We start from the raw sequence: 24,501 nt of genomic DNA, 5'->3' as shown, positions 1-24,501 counted from the left end.
TTTTGAGGATCCTGGGCATGGCTGACATCACACGACGTATCTTGCTGGCGGGAGCCGTTGCGCTCGCCGTGGCCCCCGCGGCGCGGGCGGCCGACCCGCTCAAGGAAATCCGCATCGACTGGGCGACCTACAATCCGGTGTCGCTGGTGCTGAAGCAGAAGGGACTGCTGGAGAAGGAGTTCGCCAAGGACGGCATCACCATCACCTGGGTGCAGTCGGCCGGCTCCAACAAGGCGCTTGAGTTCCTCAACGCCGGCTCGATCGATTTCGGCTCGACCGCGGGCTCGGCTGCGCTGGTCGCGCGCATCAACGGCAACCCGATCAAGTCGATCTACGTCTACTCGCGTCCTGAGTGGACGGCGCTGGTCGCATCAAAGGATTCCAAGATTGCAAGCGTTGCCGATCTCAAGGGCAAGCGCGTCGCGGTGACGCGCGGCACCGATCCGCACATCTTCCTGGTGCGCGCGCTGCTGGGCGCGGGGCTGACTGAGAAGGACATCACGCCGGTGCTGCTCCAGCACGCCGACGGCAAGACCGCGCTGATCCGCGGCGACGTCGATGCCTGGGCCGGTCTCGATCCGATGATGGCACAGGCCGAGATCGAGGAAGGCGCAAAGCTGTTCTATCGCAAGGCCGACGCCAACACCTGGGGCATCCTCAATGTGCGCGAGCAGTTCTTGAAGGACTATCCGGACATCGCCCGCCGCGTGCTCGCAACCTACGAAGAGGCGCGCAAATATTCGCTGGCGAATTACGACGAACTGAAGAAGACCTTCATCGCCGTGACGAAGCTTCCCGAGGCCGTCGTCGACAAGCAGCTCAAGGAGCGTACCGAGCTGACCCACAGCCGCATCGGCGTGCCCCAGCGCGAATCGATCCTCGCTGCCGGCCTCGCGCTGCAACAGGCCGGCGTTGTCGATGCCAAGGTCGACGTGAAGGCGACGCTGGATGCGCTCATTGACGACCAGGTCCCGCTGCCGACGAATTGATCGCGATCTCGTAGCCCTAATGGAGCGCAGCGAAATCCGGGACCACTCTATCCGCGGCTCGATTCCCGGATTGCGCTTCGCTCCATCCGGGCTACAGAGGTAGCGAGAGGAACGGCAGGCGAGGCCGCCGCAAGAGTGGTGTTGCATTCCCCGACCAGACGCGCTTGCTACCGGCCATGATCTCCGACGCGCCAGTGCTGCAGCAATCATCGGAACCGGCCGAAAACGCCGTCGCGCCGTCGCGGTTGTCGCGCTATGCGCGGCCGGTGCTGGGCCTGCTGCTGCCGGTGACGCTCGCCCTCGGCTGGGAGCTTGTCGTCTGGCTCGGCTGGTCCAATGGCCGGCTGGTGCCGCCGCCCTCGCGGGTGTTCGCCGCCATTGCGGATCTTGCCCGGTCCGGCGAGCTGCTCCGCCACATCGCCGCGACGCTGTGGCGGGTCGGGCTCGGCTTCGCCTTCGGCGTGGTCGCGGGCACGTTGCTGGGTGCGATTTCCGGCTATTGGTCGCTGGCGCGGCGGCTGCTCGATCCGACCGTGCAGGCGCTGCGCGCGATTCCCTCGCTCGCCTGGGTGCCGCTGTTCATCCTGTGGCTCGGCATCTTCGAGACCTCGAAGATCGCGCTGATCGCGGCCGGCGTGTTCTTCCCGGTCTATCTCGGCGTGATGGGCGCGATCCTCTCGGTCGATCGCAAGATCGTCGAGGTCGGCCGCACCTTCCGCCTCTCCGGCTTTGCGATGATCCGCCGCATCCTGCTGCCTGCCGTGCTGCCGGCCTATGTCGTATCCTTGCGTGTTGGCCTTGGTCTCGGCTGGATGTTCGTGGTCGCCGCCGAATTGATCGGCGCCTCCGAAGGCCTCGGCTATCTCCTGCTCGACGGCCAGCAGCTCGGCAAGCCGGCGCAGATCCTCGCCGCCATCGTGATATTCGCTATTCTCGGCAAGCTGACGGACTGGCTGATCGAGCTCGCCGCGGCGCCGTTCCTGCGCTGGCAGGACGCCTTCTCGCGCACGAAGGGGGCGTAACGCAATGCTCGCGCTCGACCGGGTCAGCAAGACCTATCCCAATGGTGTCGAGGCGCTGGCCCGCTTCTCCGCCGAGATCGGGCAGGGCGAGATCATCGCCATCATCGGCGGCTCCGGTTGCGGCAAATCCACATTGCTCCGCGCCATCGCCGGCCTCGACCGCGCCAGTTCCGGCACGGTGACGCTCGACAGCGAGGCGATCGCTTCGCCGCACGCCAAGATCGGCATCATCTTCCAGGAGCCGCGGCTGCTGCCCTGGCTCAGCGTTGCCGACAATATCGGCTTTGGCATCGCCGATCTCGCGGCGTCCGAGCGGCGCGAGAAGGTGGCGCGCGCGCTGGAGCGCGTTGGCCTCGCCGACAAGGCGCAGGCCTGGCCGCGCGAGCTCTCGGGCGGGCAGGCGCAGCGAGTCGCGATTGCGCGGGCGCTGGTGCCGCAGCCCGAAGTGCTCCTGCTCGACGAGCCGTTCTCCGCGCTTGATGCCTTCACCCGCCGGGATTTGCAGGATCATCTGCTCGACCTCTGGGCCGACACGCGTCCGACCTTGATCCTCGTCACGCATGACGTCGACGAGGCCGTCGTGCTGGCCGATCGCGTTCTGGTGATGCGGCCGCGGCCGGGACGGCTGTTCGACCAGATCGAAATCAATCTGACCCGTCCGCGCGACCGCAACTCGCCGCTGTTCGAGACTTTCAAGCGAAGCGTGCTGACGTCACTCGACCGTTCGCTCGACCGCAACGTGCCCGACCGTGACGCAACCCAGGGTCCCGGTCAGGCCATGTGGTGGTGACATCTTCGCCTCGAGCCGGTACATCAAGGAGCAATTGTCCCGGGAGAGAACAAAATGGACGCCGCCGAACTGCGCCAGATGCAGGCCCCGATCAAGGAGCGCTACAAGACCGATCCCAAGGCCGCGCTGATCACGCTCAAGGCCAAGGGCTCCACCGACAGCGAAGGCATCGCCTGCAAGGTCGAGACCGGCCGCGCGCTCGCAGTCGCAGGCCTGCATCCCGCCACTGGCGGCTCCGGCCTCGAGCTCTGCTCCGGCGACATGCTGCTGGAAGCCCTGGTTGCCTGTGCCGGCGTCACGTTGAAATCGGTCGCGACTGCGCTCGAGGTGCCCTTGAAGACCGGCAACGTCTATGCCGAAGGCGATCTGGATTTCCGCGGCACGCTCGGCGTCGACAAGGAGACCCCGGTCGGCTTCGCCGAGATCCGCCTCCGTTTCGAGGTCGACACGCCGGCACCGCAAGACAAGCTCGATCTCCTGCTCAAGCTCACCGAGCGCTATTGCGTGGTCTATCAGACCATCAAGAACGGCCCGAAAGTTTCGGTGTCGATGCAGCGGATGTGATTGCCCACCTCTCCCATGGGGAGAGGTCGCGCCCACCGGGTCGCGCCGAAGGCGCGCCCGATGACAGGCTCCGGCGCGGGTGAGGGGCTCTGCTCTATCGTGGGACCTGACGCCCTCACCCGACTTGCTGCGCAAATCGACCTCTCCCTCCGGGAGAGGTGAACGAACCCGCGGATAAGGTTTTCAACAATAAATATCCCGCGTTAAATGCCCCTCGACCTCCACTTTGTCCTCTTCCTCTTCCTGCGCATGGCAATCGCGGCCGCCTTCGTCGTGTCGGCGTCTGTCATCACCGAGCGCTCGGGGCCCGCGATTGGAGCGCTGGTGGCGACGCTGCCGGTTTCCGCCGGGCCCTCCTACGTCTTCCTCGCCATCGATCATGACGCCGCCTTCATCGCGCAGGGTGCGCTGTCGAGCCTGCCGGTCAACGCCGCGACGATCTTCATGGGGCTTACCTATGTCGTGCTGGCGCAGCGGCACAGCATGGCGGTCAGTTGCTGCAGCGCGTTCGCGGTCTGGATCGCGATCGCCTCCGTTATCCGCCTGTTCGACTGGACGCTCACCGCCGGCCTTGCCGCGAACCTCGTTGCCTTCGGCATCTGCATTCCACTGCTCTCAGGCTATCGCCACGTGAAGATGCCGCTGGTGACGCGTCGCTGGTACGACATCCCGATGCGGGCCGCGCTGGTCGCGACCCTCGTTGCCATCGTCGTCTCGACGTCGAATTGGGTCGGCCCTCGCATCAGCGGCATCATTGCGCTGTTCCCCGTGGTGTTCTCCAGCATGATGGTGATCCTGCATCCCCGCATCGGCGGCCCGGCGACCGCCGCCGTGCTTGCGAGTTCCGCCTGGGGTCTGCTCGGATTTGGAACCGCGATTGCAGTGATGCACGTTGCGGTCGTGCAAGTTGGATCGCTGGTTGGTCTTTGTCTGGCGCTTGCAACCTGCGTGACGTGGAACCTGACACTGTGGTGGAATGGGCGGCGAAGACGGCGCATTGAAGCGTAAGCATTCCGCACGGATTTTTTGCCGGGATCGGCCGGTAGTTCTGCGGTGCTAGGCCGCGCGTTTTCGATAGCGTCGTTAATTTAATCTTTGCGCTTTGCCGGCAAATATACTCATCGGCTGTTGAGGCGCCCACGTTCAATACGGGCCCGTTGTTCCAATACACCCGAGTGACGTGCGCGCCGAAAATTTTCGGGCGTGAAGGCAATGCTGCCTACGTCATGCAAAACAATTTCTCATCGAGGAGACGTTCGGATGTTCGGTCGCAAGTCCCAAAGTGATGCACAGGCGCGGCTTGATGCCATCGGCCGCTCGCAGGCGATGATCGAATTCAACCTTGATGGAACGATCATCACGGCCAACAAGAATTTCCTTGATGCCCTCGGCTATCGGCTCGACGAAATCAAGGGCAAGCATCACTCGATGTTCGTGCCGGCCGACCAGCGCGACACCGCCGAGTACAAGGCGTTCTGGGCCGCACTGAACCGTGGCGAATATCAGGCGCGCGAGTTCAGGCGAATCGCGAAGGACGGCCACGAGGTCTGGATCGAAGCGTCCTATAATCCGGTGCTCGACGGCAACGGCAAGGCGGTGATGGTCGCCAAGATCGCGACCGACATCACCGAGAAGAAGGTCCGGAGTATGACGGACGCCTCGAAGATCGCTGCCAGCAGCCGTGCCCAGGCCGTGATCGAGTTCAAGCTCGACGGCACCGTCGTCACCGCCAACGAGAATTTCTGCAAGGCGCTCGGCTATTCGCTCGCCGAGATCCAGGGCAAGCATCATAGCATGTTCATGCCTGAGGCTGACCGCAATGGCGCCGCCTATCGCGAATTCTGGGCCAAGCTCAACCGCGGCGAATACCAGGCGGGGGAATACAAGCGGATCGGCAAGGGCGGCCGCGAGGTCTGGATTCTCGCTTCCTACAATCCGATGTTCGACGAGAATGGCAAGCCCTTCGGCGTCGTCAAATACGCAACCGACATCACGGCCGAGAAGCTGAAGAGCGCCGATCTCGCCGGGCAGATCGCGGCGATCGACAAGGCGCAGGCCGTGATCGAGTTCAACATGGACGGCGCGATCATCACGGCCAACGCCAACTTCCTCGCTGCGCTCGGCTATTCGCTGGCCGATATCAAGGGCAAGCATCACAGCATGTTCGTCGAGCCCAGCGAGCGCGACGGCGCCGGCTACCGCGAATTCTGGGCCAAGCTCAACCGCGGCGAATACCAGGCGGGGGAGTACAAGCGTATCGGCAAGGGCGGCAAGGAAGTCTACATCCAGGCCTCCTACAATCCGATCTTCGATCTCAACGGCAAGCCGTTCAAGGTCGTGAAATATGCCACCGACACCACCAAGCAGGTGCTGGTCCGCATGGGCAACGAGCGTGTCCGCGGCATGATGGAATCGGTCGCCGCCGGCTCGGAGGAACTCAACGCCTCGGTGCGGGAGATCTCAGAGGCGATGACCAAGTCGCGTGAGACTGCGATGAGCGCGGTGGATCAGGTCTCCGCGGCCGACTCGCAGGCCCAGCGCCTCACCGAAGCCGCGCAGGCGATGAGCGGCATCGTCGAGATGATCAACAACATCACCGGCCAGATCAATCTGCTCGCGCTCAACGCCACGATCGAATCCGCCCGCGCCGGTGAAGCCGGCCGCGGCTTTGCGGTGGTCGCATCCGAGGTGAAGAGCCTCGCCAACCAGGCCAAGCAGGCGACCGACAAGATCGGCCAGGAGATCGGCAGCCTCAACGGCATCTCCGGCGACGTCGTCAGCGCCTTGGGCTCGATCAAGCAGGCGATCAATAACGTCAGCGAATACGTCACCTCGACCGCTGCCGCCATCGAGGAGCAGAGCACGGTCACCAACGAGATGTCGACCAGCATGCAGCGCGCGGCCGCGGAAGCGGCCGCGATCGCGGCGAGGGCGTAGGCCGGAACCACGCTGTCATTCCGGGGCGCCTCGAAGAGGCGAACCCGGAATCTCGAGATTCCGGGTTCGATGCTTTGCATCGCCCCGGAATGACGGCCGATTTCACGGCTTCGGCAGCTTGGCCTTGAGCGCGTAGAGCGCGTCCAGCGCCTCGCGCGGCGACATCTCGTCCGGATGGAGCGCCTTCACGGCGTCCATCAGCAGCTCGGCCTCGGTCGGCGGGGCGGCTTCCGCGGCGGCGCGCGAGGGGACGGCGAACAGCGGGAGATCGTCGGCGAGCGCCCGCGCCGTCTGGCCGCGGTCCTGCGCTTCCAGCTTCGCCAGCACCGATTTGGCGCGCGTGATCACGGCCGGCGGCAGGCCTGCGAGCTTGGCGACCTGGATGCCGTAGGAGCGGTCGGCCGAGCCCGGCAGCACCTCGTGCAGGAACACCACATTGCCCTGCCATTCCTTCACCCGCACCGTCGCGTTGAACATGCGCGGCAGCTTGGCCGAGAGCGCGGTCAGCTCGTGGTAGTGCGTCGCGAACAGCGTGCGGCAGCGGTTGCTCTCGTGCAGATGCTCGATCGCGGCCCAGGCGATCGAGAGGCCGTCGAAGGTCGCGGTGCCGCGGCCGATCTCGTCGAGGATCACGAGCGCGCGCTCGCCGGCCTGGTTGAGGATCGCCGCCGTCTCGACCATCTCCACCATGAAGGTCGAGCGGCCGCGGGCGAGGTCGTCGGCGGCGCCGACGCGCGAGAACAGGCGATCGATGATGCCGATCCGCGCGCGCGTCGCCGGCACGAAGCTGCCGATCTGGGCCATCAGCGCAATCAGCGCGTTCTGGCGCAGGAAGGTCGATTTACCGGCCATGTTCGGGCCGGTCAGCAGCCAGAGCTGGCCGGATCTTTGCGCCGGGCTCGGCGAGAGATCGCAGGCGTTGGCGATGAACGGCTCGCCGTTGCGCTTCAGGGCCTGCTCGACCACGGGATGACGGCCGGCCTCGATCGCAAAGGCGAGCGAGCCATCGACCTCCGGCCGCACATAGTTCTCGTCGACCGCGAGCTTGGCCAGCGACGTTGCGACATCGAGCAGCGCAAAGCCTTGCGCGGCGGCGCGCAGATCGTCGCTGATCTCCAGCGCCTTGGCGCAGAGCCGCTCGAAGATTTCGAGCTCCAGGCCGAGCGCGCGGTCGCCGGCATTGGCGATCTTGGCTTCGATCTCGCCAAGCTCCGACGTCGTGAACCGCACCTGGCCCGCCAGGGTCTGGCGGTGGATGAAGGTCGCATTCAGCGGCGCCGACATCAGCTTGTCGCCGTGCTGGGCGGTGACCTCGACGAAATAGCCGAGCACGTTGTTGTGGCGGATCTTGAGGCCCTTCACGCCGGTATCATCGGCGTAGCGCGCCTGCATCGAGGCGACGACCAGGCGCGAGGCGTCGCGCAGGTTTCGCGCCTCGTCGAGCGCCGGCTCATAGCCGGCACGCACGAAGCCGCCGTCGCGCTTGATCAGCGGCAATTGCTCGTCGAGCGCGCGGGCAAATTCGGCGGCGAGCTGGCGCGAAGGGCGTTGCAGCGCCGCCATCACCGCGGCGATCTCCTGCGGCGGCTGGTCGAGCTCGGACAGCCGCGCCAGCACCTGGTCGGCAGCGATGATGCCGTCGCGCAAGCCTGCAAGATCGCGCGGGCCGCCGCGGCCGACTGAGAGACGGGCGAGGGCCCGCGACATGTCGGGCGCGCCGCGCAAAATGCTGCGGATGTCCTCGCGCGTCGCCGAATCCGCGACAAAGGCGCTGACGGCATCGAGCCGCCGCGCGATCGCCGACGCATCGGTCAGGGGCGCCGCGAGCCGCTGCGCCAGCAGGCGCGAGCCGGCCGAGGTCACGGTGCAGTCGATGGCATCGAGCAGCGAGCCGCGGCGTTCGCCCGCGAGCGTCCGCGTCAGCTCGAGATTGGCGCGGGTGGCGGGATCGATCGCCATGGTCGCGCCGGAGGCTTCGCGCGCAGGCGGCGACAGCGGCGGATGTTTGCCGACCTGGGTGCGGTCGACATAGGTGACGGCGGCGGCGGCAGCGGTGGCTTCCAGCCGAGAGAGTTGCGCCAGCCCGTCCATGGTCGCGACGGCGAAATAGTCGCAAAGGCGCTTCTCGGCGGTGGCACCGTCGAAGACATCGCGGGTCACCGGCGTCACCGCCGGCAGCTCCCGCAGCGTCTGGGCGAGCTCGTTGTCGCCATAAAGGGCGTCAGTGACGATCGCCTCGTTCGGATTGATGCGCGCCAGCGTTGCGGCGAGCTCGCCGCTGGAGCATTCGGTGACCGTGAATTCGGCGGTCGAGATATCGATCCAGGCAAGCCCGAAGCGGTCGCCGCCGGTGGATGAGCGCGCCCGCGCGATCGCCAGCAGGTAATTGTTGGCACGCGCATCGAGCAGCGTGTCCTCGGTCAGCGTGCCTGGCGTCACCAGGCGCACCACGCCGCGGCGCACGACGCTCTTGTTGCCGCGCGCTTTCGCCGCCGCAGGATCCTCGGTCTGCTCGCACACCGCGACCCGGTGGCCGGCGCTGATCAGGCGGTGCAGATAATCCTCGGAGCGCTCGACCGGCACGCCGCACATCGGGATGTCGTTGCCCTGGTGCTTGCCGCGCTTGGTCAGGACGATACCGAGCGTCCTGGAGGCGATCTCGGCGTCCTCGAAGAACAGCTCGTAGAAATCGCCCATCCGGTAGAACAGCAAGAGGCCCTGATGCGCCGCCTTGATCTCCAGATACTGTTCCATCATCGGCGTGACGCGCGCGGCGGCTTCAGGCGTCGCTGCGGGAGCTTCGTCAGGGGTCGGGACGGGAATGGGCTGTTGCATCGTCATGGGCGGCGCAACCTACAAAATTTCGCCGCGTGGTCCTATCGGTTTGGCCTGACAGAGGAGGTTTTCCACGTTGTCCGCAATGAGGCGCTGCCACATTCTCAGTCGTCATTCCGGGATGCGCCGCCAGGCGCAGGCCCGGAATCCATCGGGCCGCACGTCACGCCGGCAAATGGATTCCGGGCTCGCGACTTCGTCGCGCCCCGGAATGACGGAGGGTTTCGAATATGCGGCCCGCGAAACCGTCAATTGACCTGCCGCGGCCGCCCTCCTAAAACTCCGCCGACATTGAAGAATTTTCGCCGGACCGCGGCATTCAGGGAGAACGATGATGCGTGACGTCTTTATCTGCGATGCCGTGCGGACCCCGATCGGCCGTTTCGGCGGCTCGCTCGCCAAGGTGCGCGCCGACGATCTCGCCGCCGCTCCGATCAAGGCGCTGATGGCCAAGCACCCCAATCTCGACTGGGCGCAGGTGGACGAAGTCTTCTTCGGCTGCGCCAACCAGGCCGGCGAGGACAATCGCAACGTCGCGCGCATGGCGCTGCTGCTTGCAGGGCTCCCCGATTCGGTTCCGGGCCAGACCCTGAACCGGCTCTGCGCCTCCGGCCTCGACGCGGTCGGCGCCGCCGGCCGCGCCATCCGCTCCGGCGAGATCGAGCTTGCGATTGCCGGCGGCGTCGAATCCATGACCCGCGCGCCCTTCGTGATGGGCAAGGCGCAGGAAGCCTTTTCGCGCTCGGCTGAAATCTTCGACACCACCATCGGCTGGCGCTTCATCAATCCGCTGTTGAAGGCGCAGTATGGCGTCGATGCGATGCCGGAGACCGGCGAGAACGTCGCCGAGGAATTCCAGGTCTCGCGTGCCGACCAGGACGCCTTCGCGATCCGCTCGCAGCAGCGCGCCGGCCAAGCGATCGCATCAGGCTATTTCGCCGAGGAGATCACGCCGATCACCATTCCCGGCGGCAAGGCCGGCCCTGTTACGGTCGACAAGGACGAGCATCCGCGGCCCGAGACCACGCTGGAAGGTCTGGCAAAACTGAAGCCGATCGTGCGCAATCCCGGCACCGTGACCGCCGGCAATGCCTCGGGCGTCAATGACGGCGCGGCCGCGATGATCCTCGCCTCCGAAGCTGCCGTGAAGAAGCATGGCCTCACGCCGCGCGCGCGCATCCTTGGCCTCGCCTCGGCCGGCGTGCCGCCGCGCATCATGGGCATCGGCCCGGTGCCGGCGACCCGCAAGCTGATGGAGCGTCTGGGCAAGAAGATCGGCGATTTCGACCTGATCGAGCTCAACGAGGCTTTCGCGTCGCAGGGCATCGCCTGCATGCGCCAGCTCGGCGTCGCCGATGATGCCGACTACGTCAATCCGCATGGCGGCGCCATCGCGCTCGGCCATCCGCTCGGCATGAGCGGCGCCCGCCTCGCGCTCACCGCTATCCATGGCATGGAAAAGCGCGGCGGCAAGCTCGCGCTCGCCACCATGTGCGTCGGCGTCGGCCAGGGCGTGGCCGTTGCGATCGAGAAGGTGAATTGACGGGACGCTACGCGTCCCGTCATCCCGGGGCGGTGCACTTGCACCGAACCCGGGATCTCGAGATTCCGGGTTCGATGCTGCGCATCGCCCCGGAATGACAGACGATAGGATCGTTATATGATCATCGAACGCGAGCAGGACGTCACGGCCGCCGCCCTGGCGGTGATGGAGCGGACATCCGATCCGCGGATGCGGCAGATCATGGTCTCGCTGGTCAAGCATCTGCACGGCTTCGTCCGTGACGTGCGCCTGACCGAGAAGGAATTCCGCGACGCCACCGCCATCATTGCCGAACTCGGCAAGCTGACCACCGACACGCATAACGAAGTCGTGCTGATGGCGGGCTCGCTCGGCGTCTCGTCGCTGGTGTGCCTGCTCAACAATGGCGATCAGGGCAATACCGAAACCGATCAGTCGCTACTCGGGCCGTTCTGGCGGCTGAACTCGCCCCGGGTGCAGAATGGCGGATCGATCGTCCGCTCCGAGACGCCGGGTGCAGCGCTGTTCGTCAATGGCCGTGTCGTCGACAAGAACGGTCGCCCCGTCGCGGGCGCCGAGGTCGATGTCTGGCACGCTTCGCCGGTTGGTCTCTACGAGAACCAGGACCCCGAACAGGCCGACATGAACCTGCGCGGCAAGTTCACGACCGATGCCGACGGGCGCTTCGCTTTCCGCTCGGTGATGATGACAGGCTATCCCATTCCAACCGATGGCGCCGTCGGCCGCCTCCTGGCGGCGCAGAGCCGGCACCCGTATCGTCCTGCGCATCTGCACGCCCTGATCTTCAAGCCCGGCTTCAAGGTGCTGATCTCGCAGGTCTACGATCCCAACGATCCCCATATCGACAGCGACGTGCAGTTCGGGGTGACACGGGCGCTGATCGGCAAGTTCGTGCGCCACGAGACGCCGCATCCGAGCGCAGCTGACGTTTCGACGCCCTGGTATTCGCTCGACCACACCTACCGGCTCGAGGCCGGGGAGGCCGTGCTGCCGCGTGCGCCGATCAAATAGGGCCGTCGGCCCCAATGCCGGGGCGCGGACAGGGTGCAAAGCCGCTTCCCAAAATTAGTTATATTCTATAATGATTGTCGCAAAGTTGGTCCGGCCGGACCGAAATGGCCGGGGAGGAGTTCGCCAATGACATCAATCTATCCCACTGACAGCAACAAGGCACATCCGCTGCCGCTGTCGCCCGAGTACAAGAGCTCGATCAAGCGCGCGCCGAACAAGCCCTTGATCCCGATGCGCCACACTTTGTCGGAACTGACCGGACCCGTGTACGGTCACGAGACCGTGCGCGAGGGCGACAACGACCTCACCACCCAGCACAAGGGCGAGCCGCTCGGCGAGCGCATCATCGTGCACGGTCATGTCCGCGACGAGGACGGCCGCGGTGTGTCCAACACGCTGGTCGAGATCTGGCAGGCCAATGCCTGCGGCCGCTACGTCCATGTCCGCGACCAGCATCCGGCGCCGCTCGATCCCAACTTCACCGGCGCGGGCCGCACGTTAAGCGATGCATCGGGCTATTACCGCTTCGTCAGCATCAAGCCCGGCGCGTACCCCTGGGGCAACCATCACAATGCCTGGCGCCCCGCCCATATCCATCTGTCGGTGTTTGGCCATTCCTTTGTCAGCCGCCTGGTGACGCAGATGTATTTCCCTGGAGATCCGCTGTTCCCGTTCGATCCGATCTTCAACTCGGTGCCCGACGAGAAGGCGCGGATGCGCATGGTCTCGTCGTTCGATTTGGAGAACACCAAGCCCGAATGGGCGCTGTGCTATCGCTTCGACATCGTGCTGCGCGGCAAGAACGCCACCCCCATGGAGAACCACTAACGTGCAGGATTCTGTGAAGCCCGATGGGATCACGCCGTCGCAGACCGTCGGCCCGTTCTTCAAATACGGCCTGACGCCGACCGGCGATTACGCCTGGAACGACGCCTTCACCAACTCGACGCTGACGCCCGACGTCTCCGGCGATCGCGTCCGCATCGAGGGCCGCGTGCTCGATGGCGACGGTACCACCGTGCCCGACGCCATGCTGGAGATCTGGCAGGCGGATGCGCAGGGGCTCTACGCCGATCCGCAGGACAAGCGCGCGCTGCCGAACGCCAGCTTCCGGGGCTTTGCCCGCTGCGGTACCGACAAGGACGGCAATTATTCATTCGATACCATCAAGCCGGGCGCGGTGCCCGACCCCGACGGCAAGCCGCAGGCGCCGCATATCGTGCTGGCGGTGTTCGCGCGCGGCATGCTGCGGCATCTCTATACCCGCATCTATTTCAGCGACGAGGCCGGCAACGCCGCCGATCCCGTGCTGGCGCTGGTGCCCGCCGACCGTCGCACCACGCTGATTGCGGTGCGCGAGGCCGGCAAGGCCGTCTACAAGCTCGACCTGCATTTGCAGGGCGAGAACGAGACGGTGTTCTTCGACGTGTGAAGCAGCGCGTAGCGGCGGCGCCTGGTCGCCGCTACGCTTCTCGTTCAGCGCAGTTGCAGCCGGTGCTGCGTTTAAATGTCAGTCTCGCTGACTCAAATTCGTTTGACCACTCTCCCATTCCCGTAGTGCTGCGGAGCTTTTTCGCGCTGCAACCAGTCCGAGAGGAAAGCCCGTATTTACCGTAGTGATCTAGGGTCAGTGCGGATTTGAATTCGCGCTCGGATTGCCCCATGAAAATTCGCCTGTCGTTGTCTTCCGCGATCATTGCATTCGGAATCGTTCTTGCGATCGGCTTTACGGCGGTCGTGTCCACCAGCCTCTATGCACTGCGCGAGCTCAAGGTCGGTGGTCCGCTCTACTCCGATATCAAGCTCGGCAACGATTTGATCGCCGACATCCTGCCGCCGCCGGAATATGTCATCGAGGCCTATCTCGAAGCCACTCTGGCCATGCATGAGCCGGACCAACTGGCGGCTCATGGCGAACGCCTGGTCCAGCTCCGCAAGGATTACGACGAGCGCAAGGCCTATTGGACCGCCTCCGGCCTCTCGGCCGACCTGAAGACAGCCCTGGTGTCCAAGTCCGACGCCGAGGTGCAGAAGTTCTGGAAGCTGTTGTCCGATCAGCTACTGCCGGCCCTCAAGGCCAGGGACGCGGCGGCGTCCGAACGCGCCTATGCGCAGCTGAAGGACGCCTACACCGCGCATCGTGCCGTCATCGACAGCATCGTCGACAGCGCCAACAAGCAGAACGCCGACATGGAGAAGCTGGCCGCCGACCGCGACAGCGCGATGCTCACCATCTTGCTCGGCGTCTCCGCGGCCGTGCTTGCCTTCGTTGCGGCAGGCCTGCTCGGCGTCGCGCTTGGTGTGGTGCGTCCGATCGTGCGCATGACGGATACGATGCAGAAGCTCGCGGCCGGCGATCTCGCCGCCGACATTCCTTTCGCGCAACGTCGGGACGAGGTCGGCTCGATGGCGGGCGCACTCGCGGTGTTCAAGCAGGGAGCGATCGAGAATTCGCGCCTCCGCGAGGAGCAATTGCAGAAGCAACAGGAAGCGGCGCTTGCCAAGCGCGGTGCCCTGCAGCAGATGGCCGAGACCGTCGAGCGCGAGACCGGTCGTTCCGTCGCTACCGCGAGCTCTGCGACGCAAGGCGTGGAGCGCGCTGCCTTGAGCCTGTCCGAGATTGCGCGATCCCTGTCTTCGGAATCGCAGGCGGTCGCCGCCGCCTCCACCCAGGCGCTCGGCAGTTCGCAGACCGTTTCGGCCGCCGCCGAAGAGCTGAGTGCCTCGATCCGGGAGATCGCAACGCAGGTCGGACGCACCTCGACTGTTACCAAGTCGGCGGTCGCAGGCCGCGAGCAGGCGCGCTCGACCATCCAGGCGCTGGCCGGCGCGGTGAAAAAGATCGCCGAGGTCTCCGACCTGATCGGCGGCATCGCCGGCCAGACCAATCTGCTCGCGCTCAACGCCACGATCGAGGCGGCGCGCGCCGGTGAGGCCGGCCGCGGTTTTGCGGTCGTCGCGGCCGAAGTGAAATCCCTGTCCGACCAGACCGCGAAATCCACCGAGGAGATCGGGCGCCTGATCGCGGAGATCCAGACGTCGACGCAGGCCGCGGTCGATGCCGTCGAGACCATGGGTGGCCACATCGCCGAGATCGACGGCGTGGCGTCCTCGGTTGCCGCCGCGATGGAAGAGCAGGATGCCGCGACGCGGGAGATCGCCCGGTCGATCTCCGAATCGGCGTCCGCCGCGAAGGAGGTCTCAGCCAAGATCGCCAATGTCAGCCGCGACGCCGCTTCGGTGAACGATCGCGCAGCGGAGGTCAGGCAGGCCATCGCGGGCATGGCGGCCAATCTGGAATCGCTCCGATCGGTCGTGGTCCGCACCGTGCGCGAATCAACCGCCGCGGCGTAAAGTCCGGCATCAGCTCGGCCGCTGGCGCGTCGGGGTGTGATCGTGCAGTATGGCGCGGGGCAGGGGCATCATGGCTATGACACCTCCACAACTGCCGGCGGTCGCTGACCCCGGTTACCTCACGGCTGCATTGCGCAAGGCCCGCGCGCTGGACGCCGGCGCCGTGCGCGAGGTGACTGTGCTGCATGAGCGCGACACCGTGGTGTCGCATATCGCCCGGCTCGGCCTGCGCTATGTCGGGGAGTCCACAGGCTCCCCGCAGACGCTGATCCTCAAGACGCCGCACGCCGATTTTGCCAAGACGCTCGCGCAGGGCGGTCGGCACGAGCTGGCCTTTTACCTGAAGCTCGCGCCGAAGATGCCGCCCGGGTTGGTGCCGCGCTGTTTCGATGGCCGTTCTGACGACGAGAGCGGAGCCTGGCATCTCCTGCTCGAAGACCTCACCGACAGTCATGAACTCGCGACCGTACCGACGCTGCCGCCGTCGCGCGACCAGTCGATGGCCATCGTCACGACGCTGGCGGGCATGCATGCGGTGTGGTGGAATCATCCCGATCTCGGCGAGACCGTCGGCACCTGGGCAAGTCCCGAGGACAGCGCGGCGCGCATCGAGACCTTCGCCGGTCATTACGACCGCTTTGCCGACGAGCTCGGCGATCGCCTCAGTGAGGAGCGGCGTATCCTTTACCGCCGTCTCATCGAGCAGTCGGAGCGACTCTCCCAGCGCTACCATTCGCGCCGCCACGTCACCATCGTTCACGGCGATGCGCATACGTGGAATTTCCTGTTGCCGCGGGCCGGCGTCGCGGACACCGTGCGCATTTTCGATTTCGATCTGTGGGGCATCAATGTTCCCACCAACGACCTCGCCTATATGATGGCGATCCAATGGTACCCGGAGCGCCGCCAGGCGCTCGAGCGGGTGCTGCTCAACCGTTACTACGAGACGCTGCTCGCACGCGGTGTGACCGGCTATACCCGCGGCGCGCTTGACCAGGATTACCGCTGGTCGGTGCTCTGGCACATCACCAAGCCGGTCTGGCAATGGGCCATCAACCTCCCGCCGGGGATCTGGTGGAACAATCTGGAGCGGGTGATGATGGCGGTCGAGGATCTGGGATGCGAGGAGTTGTTGTAGCGCTCGCAGTGGAAATGAAGTGCGACGGCGTCTCCACATTCTCGGTGTCGTCCCGGCGAAGGCCGGGACCCATAACCACAGGGAGTGGTTGTGGGAGCAAGCTGATGACTCCGAGTCTTCGCAAAACTATTGCTGCGGCCGTATGGGTCCCGGCCCCCGTGCGCAATTGCGCACTAGGCCGGGACGACGGCGGAGTTTGTGGCATGACGGCAGTGCCTACTCCATCACCGCATGTTCCGGCCCCGCCGCCTGCTTGCGCAGCGTGGCCTTGGTCGAGCCGATCATCAGGGCGAGCGGGATGGTGCAGAGGATGAAGAACATCACCAGCTGGTAGTCGTGCGCGAAGGCAATGATCTGCGCCTGCACGCTGACCATGCGGTCGGCCATGGCGCGGCCGGCGTCGGTGGAGAGGTTGATCAGGCCGCGCACGTCAGGCATCTGCAGCGCGTGGTTGAACGGATTGATGTGCTCCGAGAGGATCGCATAGCTCTTGCGCGTGCCCTGCGTCAGCTGCGCGATCACGATGGAGATGCCGACCGAGCTTGCGACGTTGCGCAAGAGCGTCAGCATCGAGGTGCCGTCGGTACGCAGATGATTGGGCAGCGTCAGGAACGACACGGTCGAGAGCGGCACGAACACGAGGCCGAAGCCAAAACCCTGGATCACGCTGACGATGACGATCTCCGGCACCTGGGTCTGGTCGGTCCAGCCGGTCATCTGGAACAGCGAGGCCGCCGTCAGCGTCAGGCCGCAGATGATCAGGGTGCGGGCCTCGATGTACTTCATGATGCGGCCGACCATCATCATGGCGAAGAAAGTGCCGAAGCCGCGGCTCGCAAGCAGGCCGCCGGCGGTCATGATGGGATAGCCGATGACGTTCTGTAAGTAAGGGGAGGCCAGCGCCATGGTCGAGTACAGCACGAGGCCCATCACCGTCATGAAGATGCAGCCGGTGACGAAGTTGCGGTCCTTAAACAGCGCAAACTGGATGAACGGGCGCGAGGTCGTGAAGGAGTGCGCGAAGAAGTAATAGAAGGCGATGCCGGAGATGACGAACTCGGTCACGATCTCGACCGACTCGAACCAGTCGAGCTGCTCGCCGCGGTCGAGCGCGAGCTGAAGCGCGCCGATCGCGATCGCCAGCGCGCCGAAGCCGAACCAGTCGAACTTGAGGCTAAGGTCCTTCTTGGTCTCATCCATGAAGACCATCAGCCCGAACACGGTGATCGCACCGAACGGCAGATTGACGAAGAACACCCAGTGCCAGGAATAGGTCTCGGTGAGCCAGGCGCCGAGCGACGGGCCCATGATCGGGCCCATCATCACGCCCATGCCCCAGATCGACATCGCCTTGGCGCGCTCCTGGAGCGTGTAATAGTCGAGCATCACCGACTGAGACAGCGGCACCAGCGCTGCGCCGAACACGCCCTGCAGCAGGCGGAACAGCACCATCTGGTTGATGTCCTGCGCCAGCCCGCATAGGACGGAGGCGAAGGTGAAGCCGCCGGCGCAGATGATGAAGATGCGCTTGCGGCCGAAGCGGTTGGAGATCCATCCCACCGGCGCCGTCATGATCGCGGCGGCGACGATGTAGGAGGTCAGCACCCAGTTGATCTGGTCCTGCGAAGCCGACAGCGTGCCCTGCATGTAGGGCAGCGCGACGTTGGCGATGGTGGTGTCCAGCGCCTGCATGATGGTCGCGGTCATGGCGCAGATCGTCACCATGTTCCGGCGCAGGCCGGGGACCATCAGATGGGCATTGGGGCCGGACATCAGCTTAGTCCTTGTCCTGGTCTCTATCCTGGCTTGCTGTCGCCGACAGGCCGAGCAGGCCGGCGAGCGAGCGCTGATGGCCGGTGTCGATGCTGGCATAGACGCTCATGCCGGCCTTCAGCTTCTTCACGTATGTGTCGCTCTCGTCGAAATAGATCCTGATCGGCACGCGCTGCACCACCTTGACGAAATTGCCGGTGGCGTTTTGCGGCGGCAGGATCGCGAATTGTGCGCCGGTGCCGGGCGACAGCGAGCCGATCTTGCCCTTGAAGAGGTGGTTCGGGAACGCGTCGACCTCGAGCGTGACCGCCTGGCCTTCGGTGACATAGGTGAGGTCGCTCTCCTTCGGATTGGCATCGACCCAGGGATGGGCGATGTCGACGATGGAGAACACCGCGGTGCCGGCGGCGACATAGCGGCCGAGCTGGATCTGCTCGACCTGGGTCGCGATGCCGCCCATCGAGGCGCGCACCACGGTATGGTCGAGATTGCGTTCGGCGTTCTCGAGCTTGGACTTGGCTTGCGCGTAAGGCGGGAACTTCTCCAGCGGCAGGTCGGTGTCGCCGAGCAGCTGGGTCTTGGCGGTCGAGATCTGCTGCTTGACGTATTGTGCGATCGAGCCCGAGGTCACCAGCGCGTTCGAGGCGTTGTCGAGATCGAGCTGCGAGCCGAAACTGTTCTTCACCAGCGCCTGCTTGCGCTCTACGTCACGCTGCTTCAGGTCGACGCCCTTCTGGGCGAGATCGAGCATGTCGCCGTAGATCTTGATGTTGGCGCGCAAATTGTCATAGGTCGTCTGGGCCTGCATCAGCTGCGCCTTGGCCTCATCCACCGCGAGGCGGAACGGCACCGGGTCGATCTCGAACAGCTCGTCGCCCTGCTTGACAAGCTGGCCTTCCTTCACGACGACCTTCTGGATCTTGCCGGAGATATCAGGCGTCACCAGCACCTTCTGCGCGCCGACATAGGCATCGTCGGTGCCGACATAGCGGCCGCCATTGAGATAGAAGGCGAGGCCGGCGATCACGGCCACGATCGGCAGCACCACCATCAGCAGGAAGCGGCGATAGCGGCGCAGGCCGGCGACGAAGCGGCGGCGCGGATCGGTGCCGGCCTTCTTGGTCGGCTTGCCGCTGTCGATCTTCTGCTCGGGCTGGAATTTGAGAACCTGATCAGCCATAGCGTTGCTCCTTACGTGCTTGTTCCGCGCCAGACGTCTGGATCGCGGTTCGCACGTTTTCCTTGATGGTTTCGAGTTGGGTGAGGAGACGGTGGGCGTCGGACGGGCTGATGCCGTCAAGCGCGTTCGCGGTCAGCTCGGATTTGAGCCCGCTCATCTTGCCCAGCAGCGCACGGCCCGCCTTCTTCAGATAGAGGCGCTTGACGCGGCGGTCGGTGGCGTCGCTGCGGCGCTCGATCCAGTCGTTGTCGCAGAGCTTGTCGATCAGCCGCGTCAGCGTGATCGGCTGCATCTCCAGCAGCTCGGCGAGCTCCGATTGCTTCATGCCCTCGCTGCGCTCGACCTTGGCCAGCACGGCCCATTGTGCGCGGGTGATGCCGAAGCGCGAGGCCTCCTTGTCGGCATAGACGCGCAAGAGCCGGTACAGCTCGCCGAGCGTGAAGAGGAAATTCTGGTCGACAGACGACCCGCGGGTCATAAGCTTGGTCTCCAATAAGCTTGCAATATAATAAGCAAGCTTATGATTATTTCATGCCGGGTTCAACGGGAAGCTGTCCTGCCGCAAAAGCATGGCTGACCGCCGCGGCGCCGGTCATGCTTTGGGTTCCCCGGCCGAAATGCTAGAAGGCGGGCCGAATGACCCTCGCAAAGCCGGCCTTTCCGACGCCCGACCATGATCACGGACGCTGCACCGCGGACGCGCTGGCGCATGCGGAAGCGGTTTGCGAGCAGCGCGCGCAGAAATTCACGCCGATTCGCCGCCAGGTGCTGGGGGCCTTGCTCTCCAGCCATCGCCCACTCGGTGCTTATGAAGTGATCGACGAGCTCGCCAAATCGATGCCGCGGCCGGCGCCGATCACGGTCTACCGTGCTCTCGATTTCCTGATGGCGAACCGCCTCGTACACCGCATCGAAAGCCGCAACGCCTATCTCGCCTGCGCCGCCCACGACCATGACGCGACCTCGGCGGTGGCGTTCCTGATCTGCGAGCGCTGTGGCCTCGTCGGCGAGATCCCGTCAGGATCTTTCGCCGGGGAACTCAACGCCGCGGCGCGCAGCTCAGGCTTCGCACCAAAACTGTCCGTGGTGGAGATCACAGGCGTCTGCACCCATTGCCAGAAGAATTCTTAGGGAGATGGAAGCAACTCGAGCAAAAGCGGTGGTGCCCACCTCTCCCCGCTGGGGAGAGGTAAAGAACCCGCCATCTGATTAATCAAGCAACACGGCGCAAAGCCGGACCTCAGGAAGAAATGTCCGCAACCGAAGCCATCCCGTCCGCCGGCCGCCCGCTCAGTGCCGGAGCCATCGCCCTGATGCTGATGCTGTGCCTGACCTGGGGCTTCAACCAGATCGCGGTGAAGCTCGTCATCCCCGACATCCCGCCGATGTTGCAGGCGACCATCCGCTCGATGGGCGCGCTGCCGGTGCTGTTCATCATCGGCAGCTTGCGCGGGGCAAAGTTCTTCGAGCGCGACGGTACGCTCGCCGCAGGCCTGTTTGCCGGCTTGATGTTCGGCGTCGAATTCGTGCTGATCTATGAAGGTCTGCGCTTCACGCCGGCCTCGCGCGCGGTCGTGTTCCTCTACACCGCGCCGTTCTTCGTCGCGCTCGGTTCCTATCAGGTGCTGGGGGAGCGGCTGACGGGCTCGCAATGGCTGGGGCTGGCCTTGAGCTTTGCCGGCGTCGCGCTTGCGATCGGCGTGCCGCAGCCGGATGTCGATGCCAAAGTGCTGCTCGGCGATCTCATGATCGTCGGCGGCGGCGCGCTCTGGGCCGCGACCACGCTGGTCGCCAAGGCGACACGGCTGCGCTTTGCTCCGCCGGAGAAGGCGCTGGGCTACCAGGTCGCGATGTCGATCCCGATCCTGGGGCTCGCCGCCTATCTGTTCGGGGAGACCATCCCTCATACCCCGCGCCCGCTCTCGATCGGGCTGATGGTGTTCCAGACGGTCTGGGTGGTGGGAACGACGTTCACGCTTTGGTTCGCGCTGGTGAAGACCTATTCGGCCAGCAAATTGTCGGCTTTTACCTTCATCACCCCTTTGTTTGGCGTGGTGGCTAGCTATTTCATCATGCACGACACCCTAAGTCTGGCCTTTGGGGCGGCAGCCGTCCTTGTAATTGCTGGACTTTTTCTGGTTAACCGTCCGAGCCGAGAGGCCGCGGCGCCAGCTGATGCATTGCTGAACGTCACCAAAACCTGATATTTGGACCCCATGAACAAGCTCGAAAACACCATCGATTCCGACATCGCCGGCCCCGCGCCCCGGCACAAGACCACCCAGGTGAAGGTGGGCAACGTCGCTGTGGGCGGCGGCGCGCCGATCGTCGTGCAGTCGATGACCAACACCGACACCGCCGATATCGACGGCACCATCGCCCAGGTCGCAGCGCTCGCGCGCGCCGGCTCCGAAATGGTCCGCATCACCGTGGATCGCGAGGAGGCCGCTGCGGCTGTCCCGCACATCCGCGACGGCCTCGCCAAGCGCGGCATCACCACGCCCTTGATCGGCGACTTCCATTATATCGGCCACAAGCTGCTGGCCGCCTATCCGGCCTGCGCCGAGGCGCTGGCGAAATACCGCATCAATCCCGGCAATGTCGGCTTCAAGGATAAGCGCGACACCCAGTTCGCCGACATCATCGAGATCGCGAACAAGAACAACAAGCCGGTGCGCATCGGCGCCAATTGGGGCTCGCTCGACCAGGAGCTCTTGACCAAGCTGATGGACGAGAACGCCGCCTCCGCCAATCCGCGCGACGTGCGCGCGGTGACGCGCGAGGCGATGGTGCAGTCGGCGCTGCTCTCGGCCGCGCGCGCCGAAGAGCTCGGCATGCCCAAGGACCGCATCATCCTCTCAGCCAAGGTCTCGGCGGTGCAGGACCTCATCGCGGTCTATCAGGATCTCGCCGCGCGTTCCGACTACGCGATCCATCTCGGCCTGACCGAAGCAGGCATGGGCTCGAAGGGCATCGTGGCCTCGTCCGCCGCGCTCGGCATCCTGTTGCAGCAGGGCATCGGCGACACCATCCGCATCTCGCTTACGCCGGAGCCCGGCGGCGACCGCACCCGCGAGGTGCAGGTCGGCCAGGAGCTGCTGCAGACCATGGGCTTCCGTACCTTCGTGCCGCTGGTGGCCGCGTGCCCCGGGTGCGGCCGCACCACCTCGACCACGTTCCAGGAGCTGGCACGCTCGATCCAGGATTTCATCCGCGACGAGATGCCGACCTGGAAGACCAAATATCCCGGCGTCGAGGAGCTCAACGTCGCGGTGATGGGCTGCATCGTCAACGGCCCCGGCGAATCCAAGCACGCCAATATCGGCATCTCCCTGCCCGGCACCGGCGAAGCGCCGGCCGCGCCCGTCTTCGTCGACGGCAAGAAGTTCCGCACGCTGCGTGGGCCCACCATCTCCGCCGATTTCAAGGCGTTGGTGATCGACTACATCGACCAGCGCTACGGCCAGGGCGCCAAGGTGCCGGAGACGGCGGCGGAGTAGGCGTCTTTCAATTATCGAAGCGTAGGGCGGGTCAGCGGAGTGTAACCCGCCTTATTTTTTGCGCGCGCGAAGTGGCGGGTTACGCTTCGCTAACCCGCCCTACATTGCTACGATGCTTCCCAATCAAGATGATCGGGAGCAACACCCATGAGCTCACTCGCCGGCAAGCAAGGCCCGCGCTATCGCCACGCGGCTGACGACGGCGCGCCCTACGAAACCATCGCGGTCGAAAAGCTCACCCCCATCATCGGTGCGGAAATCTCCGGCGTCGACATCGGCAAGCTGGTCGAGGGCGATGCCGGCTCTAGCAGGCAGATGGACGAGATCCACCGCGCGCTGGCCGAAAACCTCGTGATCTTCTTCCGCGACCAGCACATCACGCCGAAGCAGCACCTCGCCTTCGGCCGCAAGTTCGGCGAGCTGCATTTTCATCCCGCAGCTCCTCACGAGGATGAAGACCCGGCCTTGATGAAGATCTACGCCGACAAGAACTCGCCGCGCGCCAATGGCGAGGGCTGGCATTCCGACGTCTCCTGCGATCTCCAGCCGCCGATGGGCTCGATCCTCTACATCAAGCAGTGCCCGCCGCGCGGCGGCGATACGCTGTTCGCCAACATGTACGCCGCCTATGAGGCGCTGTCGGATCGGATGAAAGCCTATCTCGACGGCCTCACCGCGCTGCACGACGGCGAGCCGATCTATCGCGGCCTTTATGCGAACTATGGCGTCGCCGACCGCCCGTCCTATCCGCACGCCGAGCATCCGGTGGTGCGCACCCATCCGGTCACGGGCAGGAAGGCGCTCTATGTCAACAGAGGCTTCACCCGCCACATCAACGGCATCCCGCGCGACGAGAGCGACGCGATACTCGCCTATCTCTACCAGCACGCCGAGAACCCGCTGTTCCAGTGCCGCTTCCGCTGGACCGAGAACGCCATCGCGTTCTGGGACAACCGCTGCACCCAGCATCGCGCGATGTGGGACTACTGGCCGCACACGCGCTCGGGCACGCGCGTCACGGTGAAGGGAGAACGGCCGGTGTGACGATATCGTGGCGCATCACCGCCGCTCTTGCTGTTGCGCTGATCCCGCTCTTGGCTTTGCCGGCTGAGCATGGCGAGGCGGCACCGGGGCGCAAGGTCGCGCGCGCGAAGCCCAAGCCTCTGCCCGCTCCGGAAACATGCGATCCGCACAAATTCCGGATCATTCTCGATGTCGGACACACCTCCGAATCGCAAGGCGCTACCAGCGCGCGCAACGATGTCGAATTCGGCTTCAACCTGCAGCTGGCGAAGCTGATCGGCGAGAGATTGAAGTCGGCAAGCTTCGCCGCAACCCGCGTGCTGGTGACCGACGGCAAGGCGAAAGCGAGCCTGCTCAAGCGCGTCGGAACCGCCAATGCTGCGCATGCGGATTTCCTCCTGTCGATTCATCATGATTCCGTGCCCGACAAGATGCTCGAAGAGTGGGAATTCGACGGCGCCAAGAGCTATTTCAGCGATCGCTTCAGCGGTCATTCGCTGTTCGTGTCGGAGCGCAACCCGCATTTCTCCGCCAGCCTCGCCTTCGCCAAGCTGCTGGGCCGGGAGCTGAAGGACAAAGGCCTGCAATACGCCACCCAATACTCCCTGCCGCTGATGGGGCGCTACCGGCATCCGTTGCTGGACAAGGATGTCGGCGTCTACCGCTATGACGGCCTCGTCGTGCTCTCGCAGACCCGAAGCGCCGCGGTGCTGCTGGAAGCCGGCTCCATCATCAACCGCGACGAGGAGATGGCGATGAACTCGCCGGAGCGACGGGAGCTGATTGCGGCGGCTGTGACGCGGGCGATGCGGTCGTATTGCGAGAAGCGGTAGCTGGCCAAT

Annotated in this window: 21 protein-coding genes; 17 read left to right on the top strand and 4 right to left on the bottom strand. The window is 64.9% G+C overall.

The window, feature by feature from the left end; translation table 11 throughout:
• The first annotated feature begins 17 nt into the window (after positions 1-17).
• The 6 genes from XH98_RS10150 to XH98_RS10125 all read left to right on the top strand — a co-directional run bounded on the left by XH98_RS10150 (position 18) and on the right by XH98_RS10125 (position 6,302).
• Complete coding sequence (locus tag XH98_RS10150; protein WP_271618509.1) at positions 18-989, top strand: aliphatic sulfonate ABC transporter substrate-binding protein; 972 nt, start codon at positions 18-20, stop codon at positions 987-989.
• Between the two features lie 176 nt (positions 990-1,165).
• Positions 1,166-2,011 (top strand): ABC transporter permease, encoded by an 846-nt coding sequence (locus XH98_RS10145; protein WP_271598304.1) that lies wholly within the window; start codon positions 1,166-1,168, stop codon positions 2,009-2,011.
• A 4-nt stretch (positions 2,012-2,015) separates the two neighbouring features.
• Positions 2,016-2,801, top strand: coding sequence for an ABC transporter ATP-binding protein (locus XH98_RS10140; RefSeq protein ID WP_271618508.1), 786 nt, complete (start codon positions 2,016-2,018; stop codon positions 2,799-2,801).
• A gap of 54 nt (positions 2,802-2,855) precedes the next feature.
• Complete coding sequence (locus tag XH98_RS10135) at positions 2,856-3,365, top strand: OsmC family protein (protein ID WP_057750017.1); 510 nt, start codon at positions 2,856-2,858, stop codon at positions 3,363-3,365.
• 207 nt (positions 3,366-3,572) lie between these two features.
• A complete protein-coding gene (locus XH98_RS10130) occupies positions 3,573-4,373 on the top strand; it encodes a hypothetical protein (protein WP_271618507.1) in 801 nt (266 codons plus the stop codon).
• Between the two features lie 252 nt (positions 4,374-4,625).
• Positions 4,626-6,302, top strand: coding sequence for a methyl-accepting chemotaxis protein (locus XH98_RS10125; RefSeq protein ID WP_271598301.1), 1,677 nt, complete (start codon positions 4,626-4,628; stop codon positions 6,300-6,302).
• A gap of 102 nt (positions 6,303-6,404) precedes the next feature.
• Here XH98_RS10125 and mutS read toward each other — a convergent pair whose 3' ends face one another.
• On the bottom strand, positions 6,405-9,143 hold the full coding sequence (gene mutS / locus XH98_RS10120; protein ID WP_271618506.1) for a DNA mismatch repair protein MutS: 2,739 nt from the start codon (positions 9,141-9,143) through the stop codon (positions 6,405-6,407).
• A gap of 328 nt (positions 9,144-9,471) precedes the next feature.
• Between mutS and pcaF the strand changes: the two genes are divergently transcribed.
• From pcaF to XH98_RS10090, 6 genes are all read left to right on the top strand, one after another.
• Positions 9,472-10,680: a 3-oxoadipyl-CoA thiolase gene (pcaF, locus tag XH98_RS10115; protein ID WP_271598299.1), complete on the top strand. Its 1,209-nt coding sequence runs from the start codon at positions 9,472-9,474 to the stop codon at positions 10,678-10,680.
• Positions 10,681-10,797: 117 nt separating this feature from the next.
• On the top strand, positions 10,798-11,691 hold the full coding sequence (locus tag XH98_RS10110) for a dioxygenase family protein (protein WP_271618505.1): 894 nt from the start codon (positions 10,798-10,800) through the stop codon (positions 11,689-11,691).
• Between the two features lie 126 nt (positions 11,692-11,817).
• Positions 11,818-12,519, top strand: coding sequence for a protocatechuate 3,4-dioxygenase subunit beta (pcaH, locus tag XH98_RS10105; RefSeq protein WP_271598297.1), 702 nt, complete (start codon positions 11,818-11,820; stop codon positions 12,517-12,519).
• Between the two features lies 1 nt (position 12,520).
• Complete coding sequence (gene pcaG / locus XH98_RS10100; protein WP_271618504.1) at positions 12,521-13,123, top strand: protocatechuate 3,4-dioxygenase subunit alpha; 603 nt, start codon at positions 12,521-12,523, stop codon at positions 13,121-13,123.
• Positions 13,124-13,353: 230 nt separating this feature from the next.
• Positions 13,354-15,045, top strand: a complete 1,692-nt coding sequence (locus XH98_RS10095) for a methyl-accepting chemotaxis protein (protein ID WP_271618503.1) — start codon at positions 13,354-13,356, stop codon at positions 15,043-15,045.
• Between the two features lie 49 nt (positions 15,046-15,094).
• Complete coding sequence (locus tag XH98_RS10090) at positions 15,095-16,183, top strand: phosphotransferase (protein WP_271618502.1); 1,089 nt, start codon at positions 15,095-15,097, stop codon at positions 16,181-16,183.
• Between the two features lie 216 nt (positions 16,184-16,399).
• On the opposite strand, the gene XH98_RS10085 is transcribed toward XH98_RS10090, so the two are convergent.
• From XH98_RS10085 to XH98_RS10075, 3 genes are read right to left on the bottom strand one after another with little or no spacing between them, the layout of a single operon-like run.
• Positions 16,400-17,956, bottom strand: a complete 1,557-nt coding sequence (locus XH98_RS10085) for an MDR family MFS transporter (RefSeq protein ID WP_271598293.1) — start codon at positions 17,954-17,956, stop codon at positions 16,400-16,402.
• Positions 17,957-17,960: 4 nt separating this feature from the next.
• Positions 17,961-19,136, bottom strand: a complete 1,176-nt coding sequence (locus XH98_RS10080; RefSeq protein ID WP_271598292.1) for an HlyD family secretion protein — start codon at positions 19,134-19,136, stop codon at positions 17,961-17,963.
• The gene (locus XH98_RS10075; protein ID WP_057749986.1) at positions 19,129-19,614 is read right to left on the bottom strand and encodes a MarR family winged helix-turn-helix transcriptional regulator; all 486 of its coding nucleotides are present in this window, start codon (positions 19,612-19,614) and stop codon (positions 19,129-19,131) included. The genes XH98_RS10080 and XH98_RS10075 overlap by 8 nt, the downstream gene beginning before the upstream one ends.
• Before the next feature lie 158 nt (positions 19,615-19,772).
• Between XH98_RS10075 and XH98_RS10070 the strand changes: the two genes are divergently transcribed.
• The 5 genes from XH98_RS10070 (at position 19,773) to XH98_RS10050 (ending at position 24,492) form a co-directional block, all read left to right on the top strand.
• Positions 19,773-20,267, top strand: coding sequence for a Fur family transcriptional regulator (locus XH98_RS10070; RefSeq protein WP_271598290.1), 495 nt, complete (start codon positions 19,773-19,775; stop codon positions 20,265-20,267).
• Between the two features lie 119 nt (positions 20,268-20,386).
• Positions 20,387-21,340, top strand: coding sequence for a DMT family transporter (locus tag XH98_RS10065; RefSeq protein ID WP_271618501.1), 954 nt, complete (start codon positions 20,387-20,389; stop codon positions 21,338-21,340).
• 12 nt (positions 21,341-21,352) lie between these two features.
• Positions 21,353-22,636 carry a flavodoxin-dependent (E)-4-hydroxy-3-methylbut-2-enyl-diphosphate synthase gene (gene ispG, locus XH98_RS10060; protein ID WP_271598288.1) on the top strand — a complete coding sequence of 428 codons (1,284 nt, stop codon included), beginning with the start codon at positions 21,353-21,355 and terminating at the stop codon, positions 22,634-22,636.
• A 147-nt stretch (positions 22,637-22,783) separates the two neighbouring features.
• Positions 22,784-23,680: a TauD/TfdA dioxygenase family protein gene (locus XH98_RS10055; protein ID WP_271618500.1), complete on the top strand. Its 897-nt coding sequence runs from the start codon at positions 22,784-22,786 to the stop codon at positions 23,678-23,680.
• Positions 23,677-24,492, top strand: coding sequence for an N-acetylmuramoyl-L-alanine amidase family protein (locus tag XH98_RS10050; protein ID WP_442868563.1), 816 nt, complete (start codon positions 23,677-23,679; stop codon positions 24,490-24,492). The genes XH98_RS10055 and XH98_RS10050 overlap by 4 nt, the downstream gene beginning before the upstream one ends.
• The last annotated feature ends 9 nt before the right edge of the window (positions 24,493-24,501 follow it).

The organism is Bradyrhizobium sp. CCBAU 51745 (assembly GCF_028128715.1).
Taxonomy (GTDB): Bacteria; Pseudomonadota; Alphaproteobacteria; order Rhizobiales; family Xanthobacteraceae; genus Bradyrhizobium; species Bradyrhizobium manausense.
Note: the sequence above shows the minus strand (reverse complement) of the source record. Positions and strands in the feature narration are given on the sequence as shown.

Bases quoted from the DNA above. Each gene is read 5' to 3' on its own strand.
- XH98_RS10150 (WP_271618509.1), top strand. From the start codon at position 18: ATGGCTGACATCACACGACGTATCTTGCTGGCGGGAGCCGTTGCGCTC.
- XH98_RS10145 (WP_271598304.1), top strand. From the start codon at position 1,166: ATGATCTCCGACGCGCCAGTGCTGCAGCAATCATCGGAACCGGCCGAA.
- XH98_RS10140 (WP_271618508.1), top strand. From the start codon at position 2,016: ATGCTCGCGCTCGACCGGGTCAGCAAGACCTATCCCAATGGTGTCGAG.
- XH98_RS10135 (WP_057750017.1), top strand. From the start codon at position 2,856: ATGGACGCCGCCGAACTGCGCCAGATGCAGGCCCCGATCAAGGAGCGC.
- XH98_RS10130 (WP_271618507.1), top strand. From the start codon at position 3,573: ATGCCCCTCGACCTCCACTTTGTCCTCTTCCTCTTCCTGCGCATGGCA.
- XH98_RS10125 (WP_271598301.1), top strand. From the start codon at position 4,626: ATGTTCGGTCGCAAGTCCCAAAGTGATGCACAGGCGCGGCTTGATGCC.
- mutS (WP_271618506.1), bottom strand. From the start codon at position 9,143: ATGACGATGCAACAGCCCATTCCCGTCCCGACCCCTGACGAAGCTCCC.
- pcaF (WP_271598299.1), top strand. From the start codon at position 9,472: ATGCGTGACGTCTTTATCTGCGATGCCGTGCGGACCCCGATCGGCCGT.
- XH98_RS10110 (WP_271618505.1), top strand. From the start codon at position 10,798: ATGATCATCGAACGCGAGCAGGACGTCACGGCCGCCGCCCTGGCGGTG.
- pcaH (WP_271598297.1), top strand. From the start codon at position 11,818: ATGACATCAATCTATCCCACTGACAGCAACAAGGCACATCCGCTGCCG.
- XH98_RS10095 (WP_271618503.1), top strand. From the start codon at position 13,354: ATGAAAATTCGCCTGTCGTTGTCTTCCGCGATCATTGCATTCGGAATC.
- XH98_RS10090 (WP_271618502.1), top strand. From the start codon at position 15,095: ATGGCGCGGGGCAGGGGCATCATGGCTATGACACCTCCACAACTGCCG.
- XH98_RS10085 (WP_271598293.1), bottom strand. From the start codon at position 17,956: ATGTCCGGCCCCAATGCCCATCTGATGGTCCCCGGCCTGCGCCGGAAC.
- XH98_RS10080 (WP_271598292.1), bottom strand. From the start codon at position 19,136: ATGGCTGATCAGGTTCTCAAATTCCAGCCCGAGCAGAAGATCGACAGC.
- XH98_RS10075 (WP_057749986.1), bottom strand. From the start codon at position 19,614: ATGACCCGCGGGTCGTCTGTCGACCAGAATTTCCTCTTCACGCTCGGC.
- XH98_RS10070 (WP_271598290.1), top strand. From the start codon at position 19,773: ATGACCCTCGCAAAGCCGGCCTTTCCGACGCCCGACCATGATCACGGA.
- XH98_RS10065 (WP_271618501.1), top strand. From the start codon at position 20,387: ATGTCCGCAACCGAAGCCATCCCGTCCGCCGGCCGCCCGCTCAGTGCC.
- ispG (WP_271598288.1), top strand. From the start codon at position 21,353: ATGAACAAGCTCGAAAACACCATCGATTCCGACATCGCCGGCCCCGCG.
- XH98_RS10055 (WP_271618500.1), top strand. From the start codon at position 22,784: ATGAGCTCACTCGCCGGCAAGCAAGGCCCGCGCTATCGCCACGCGGCT.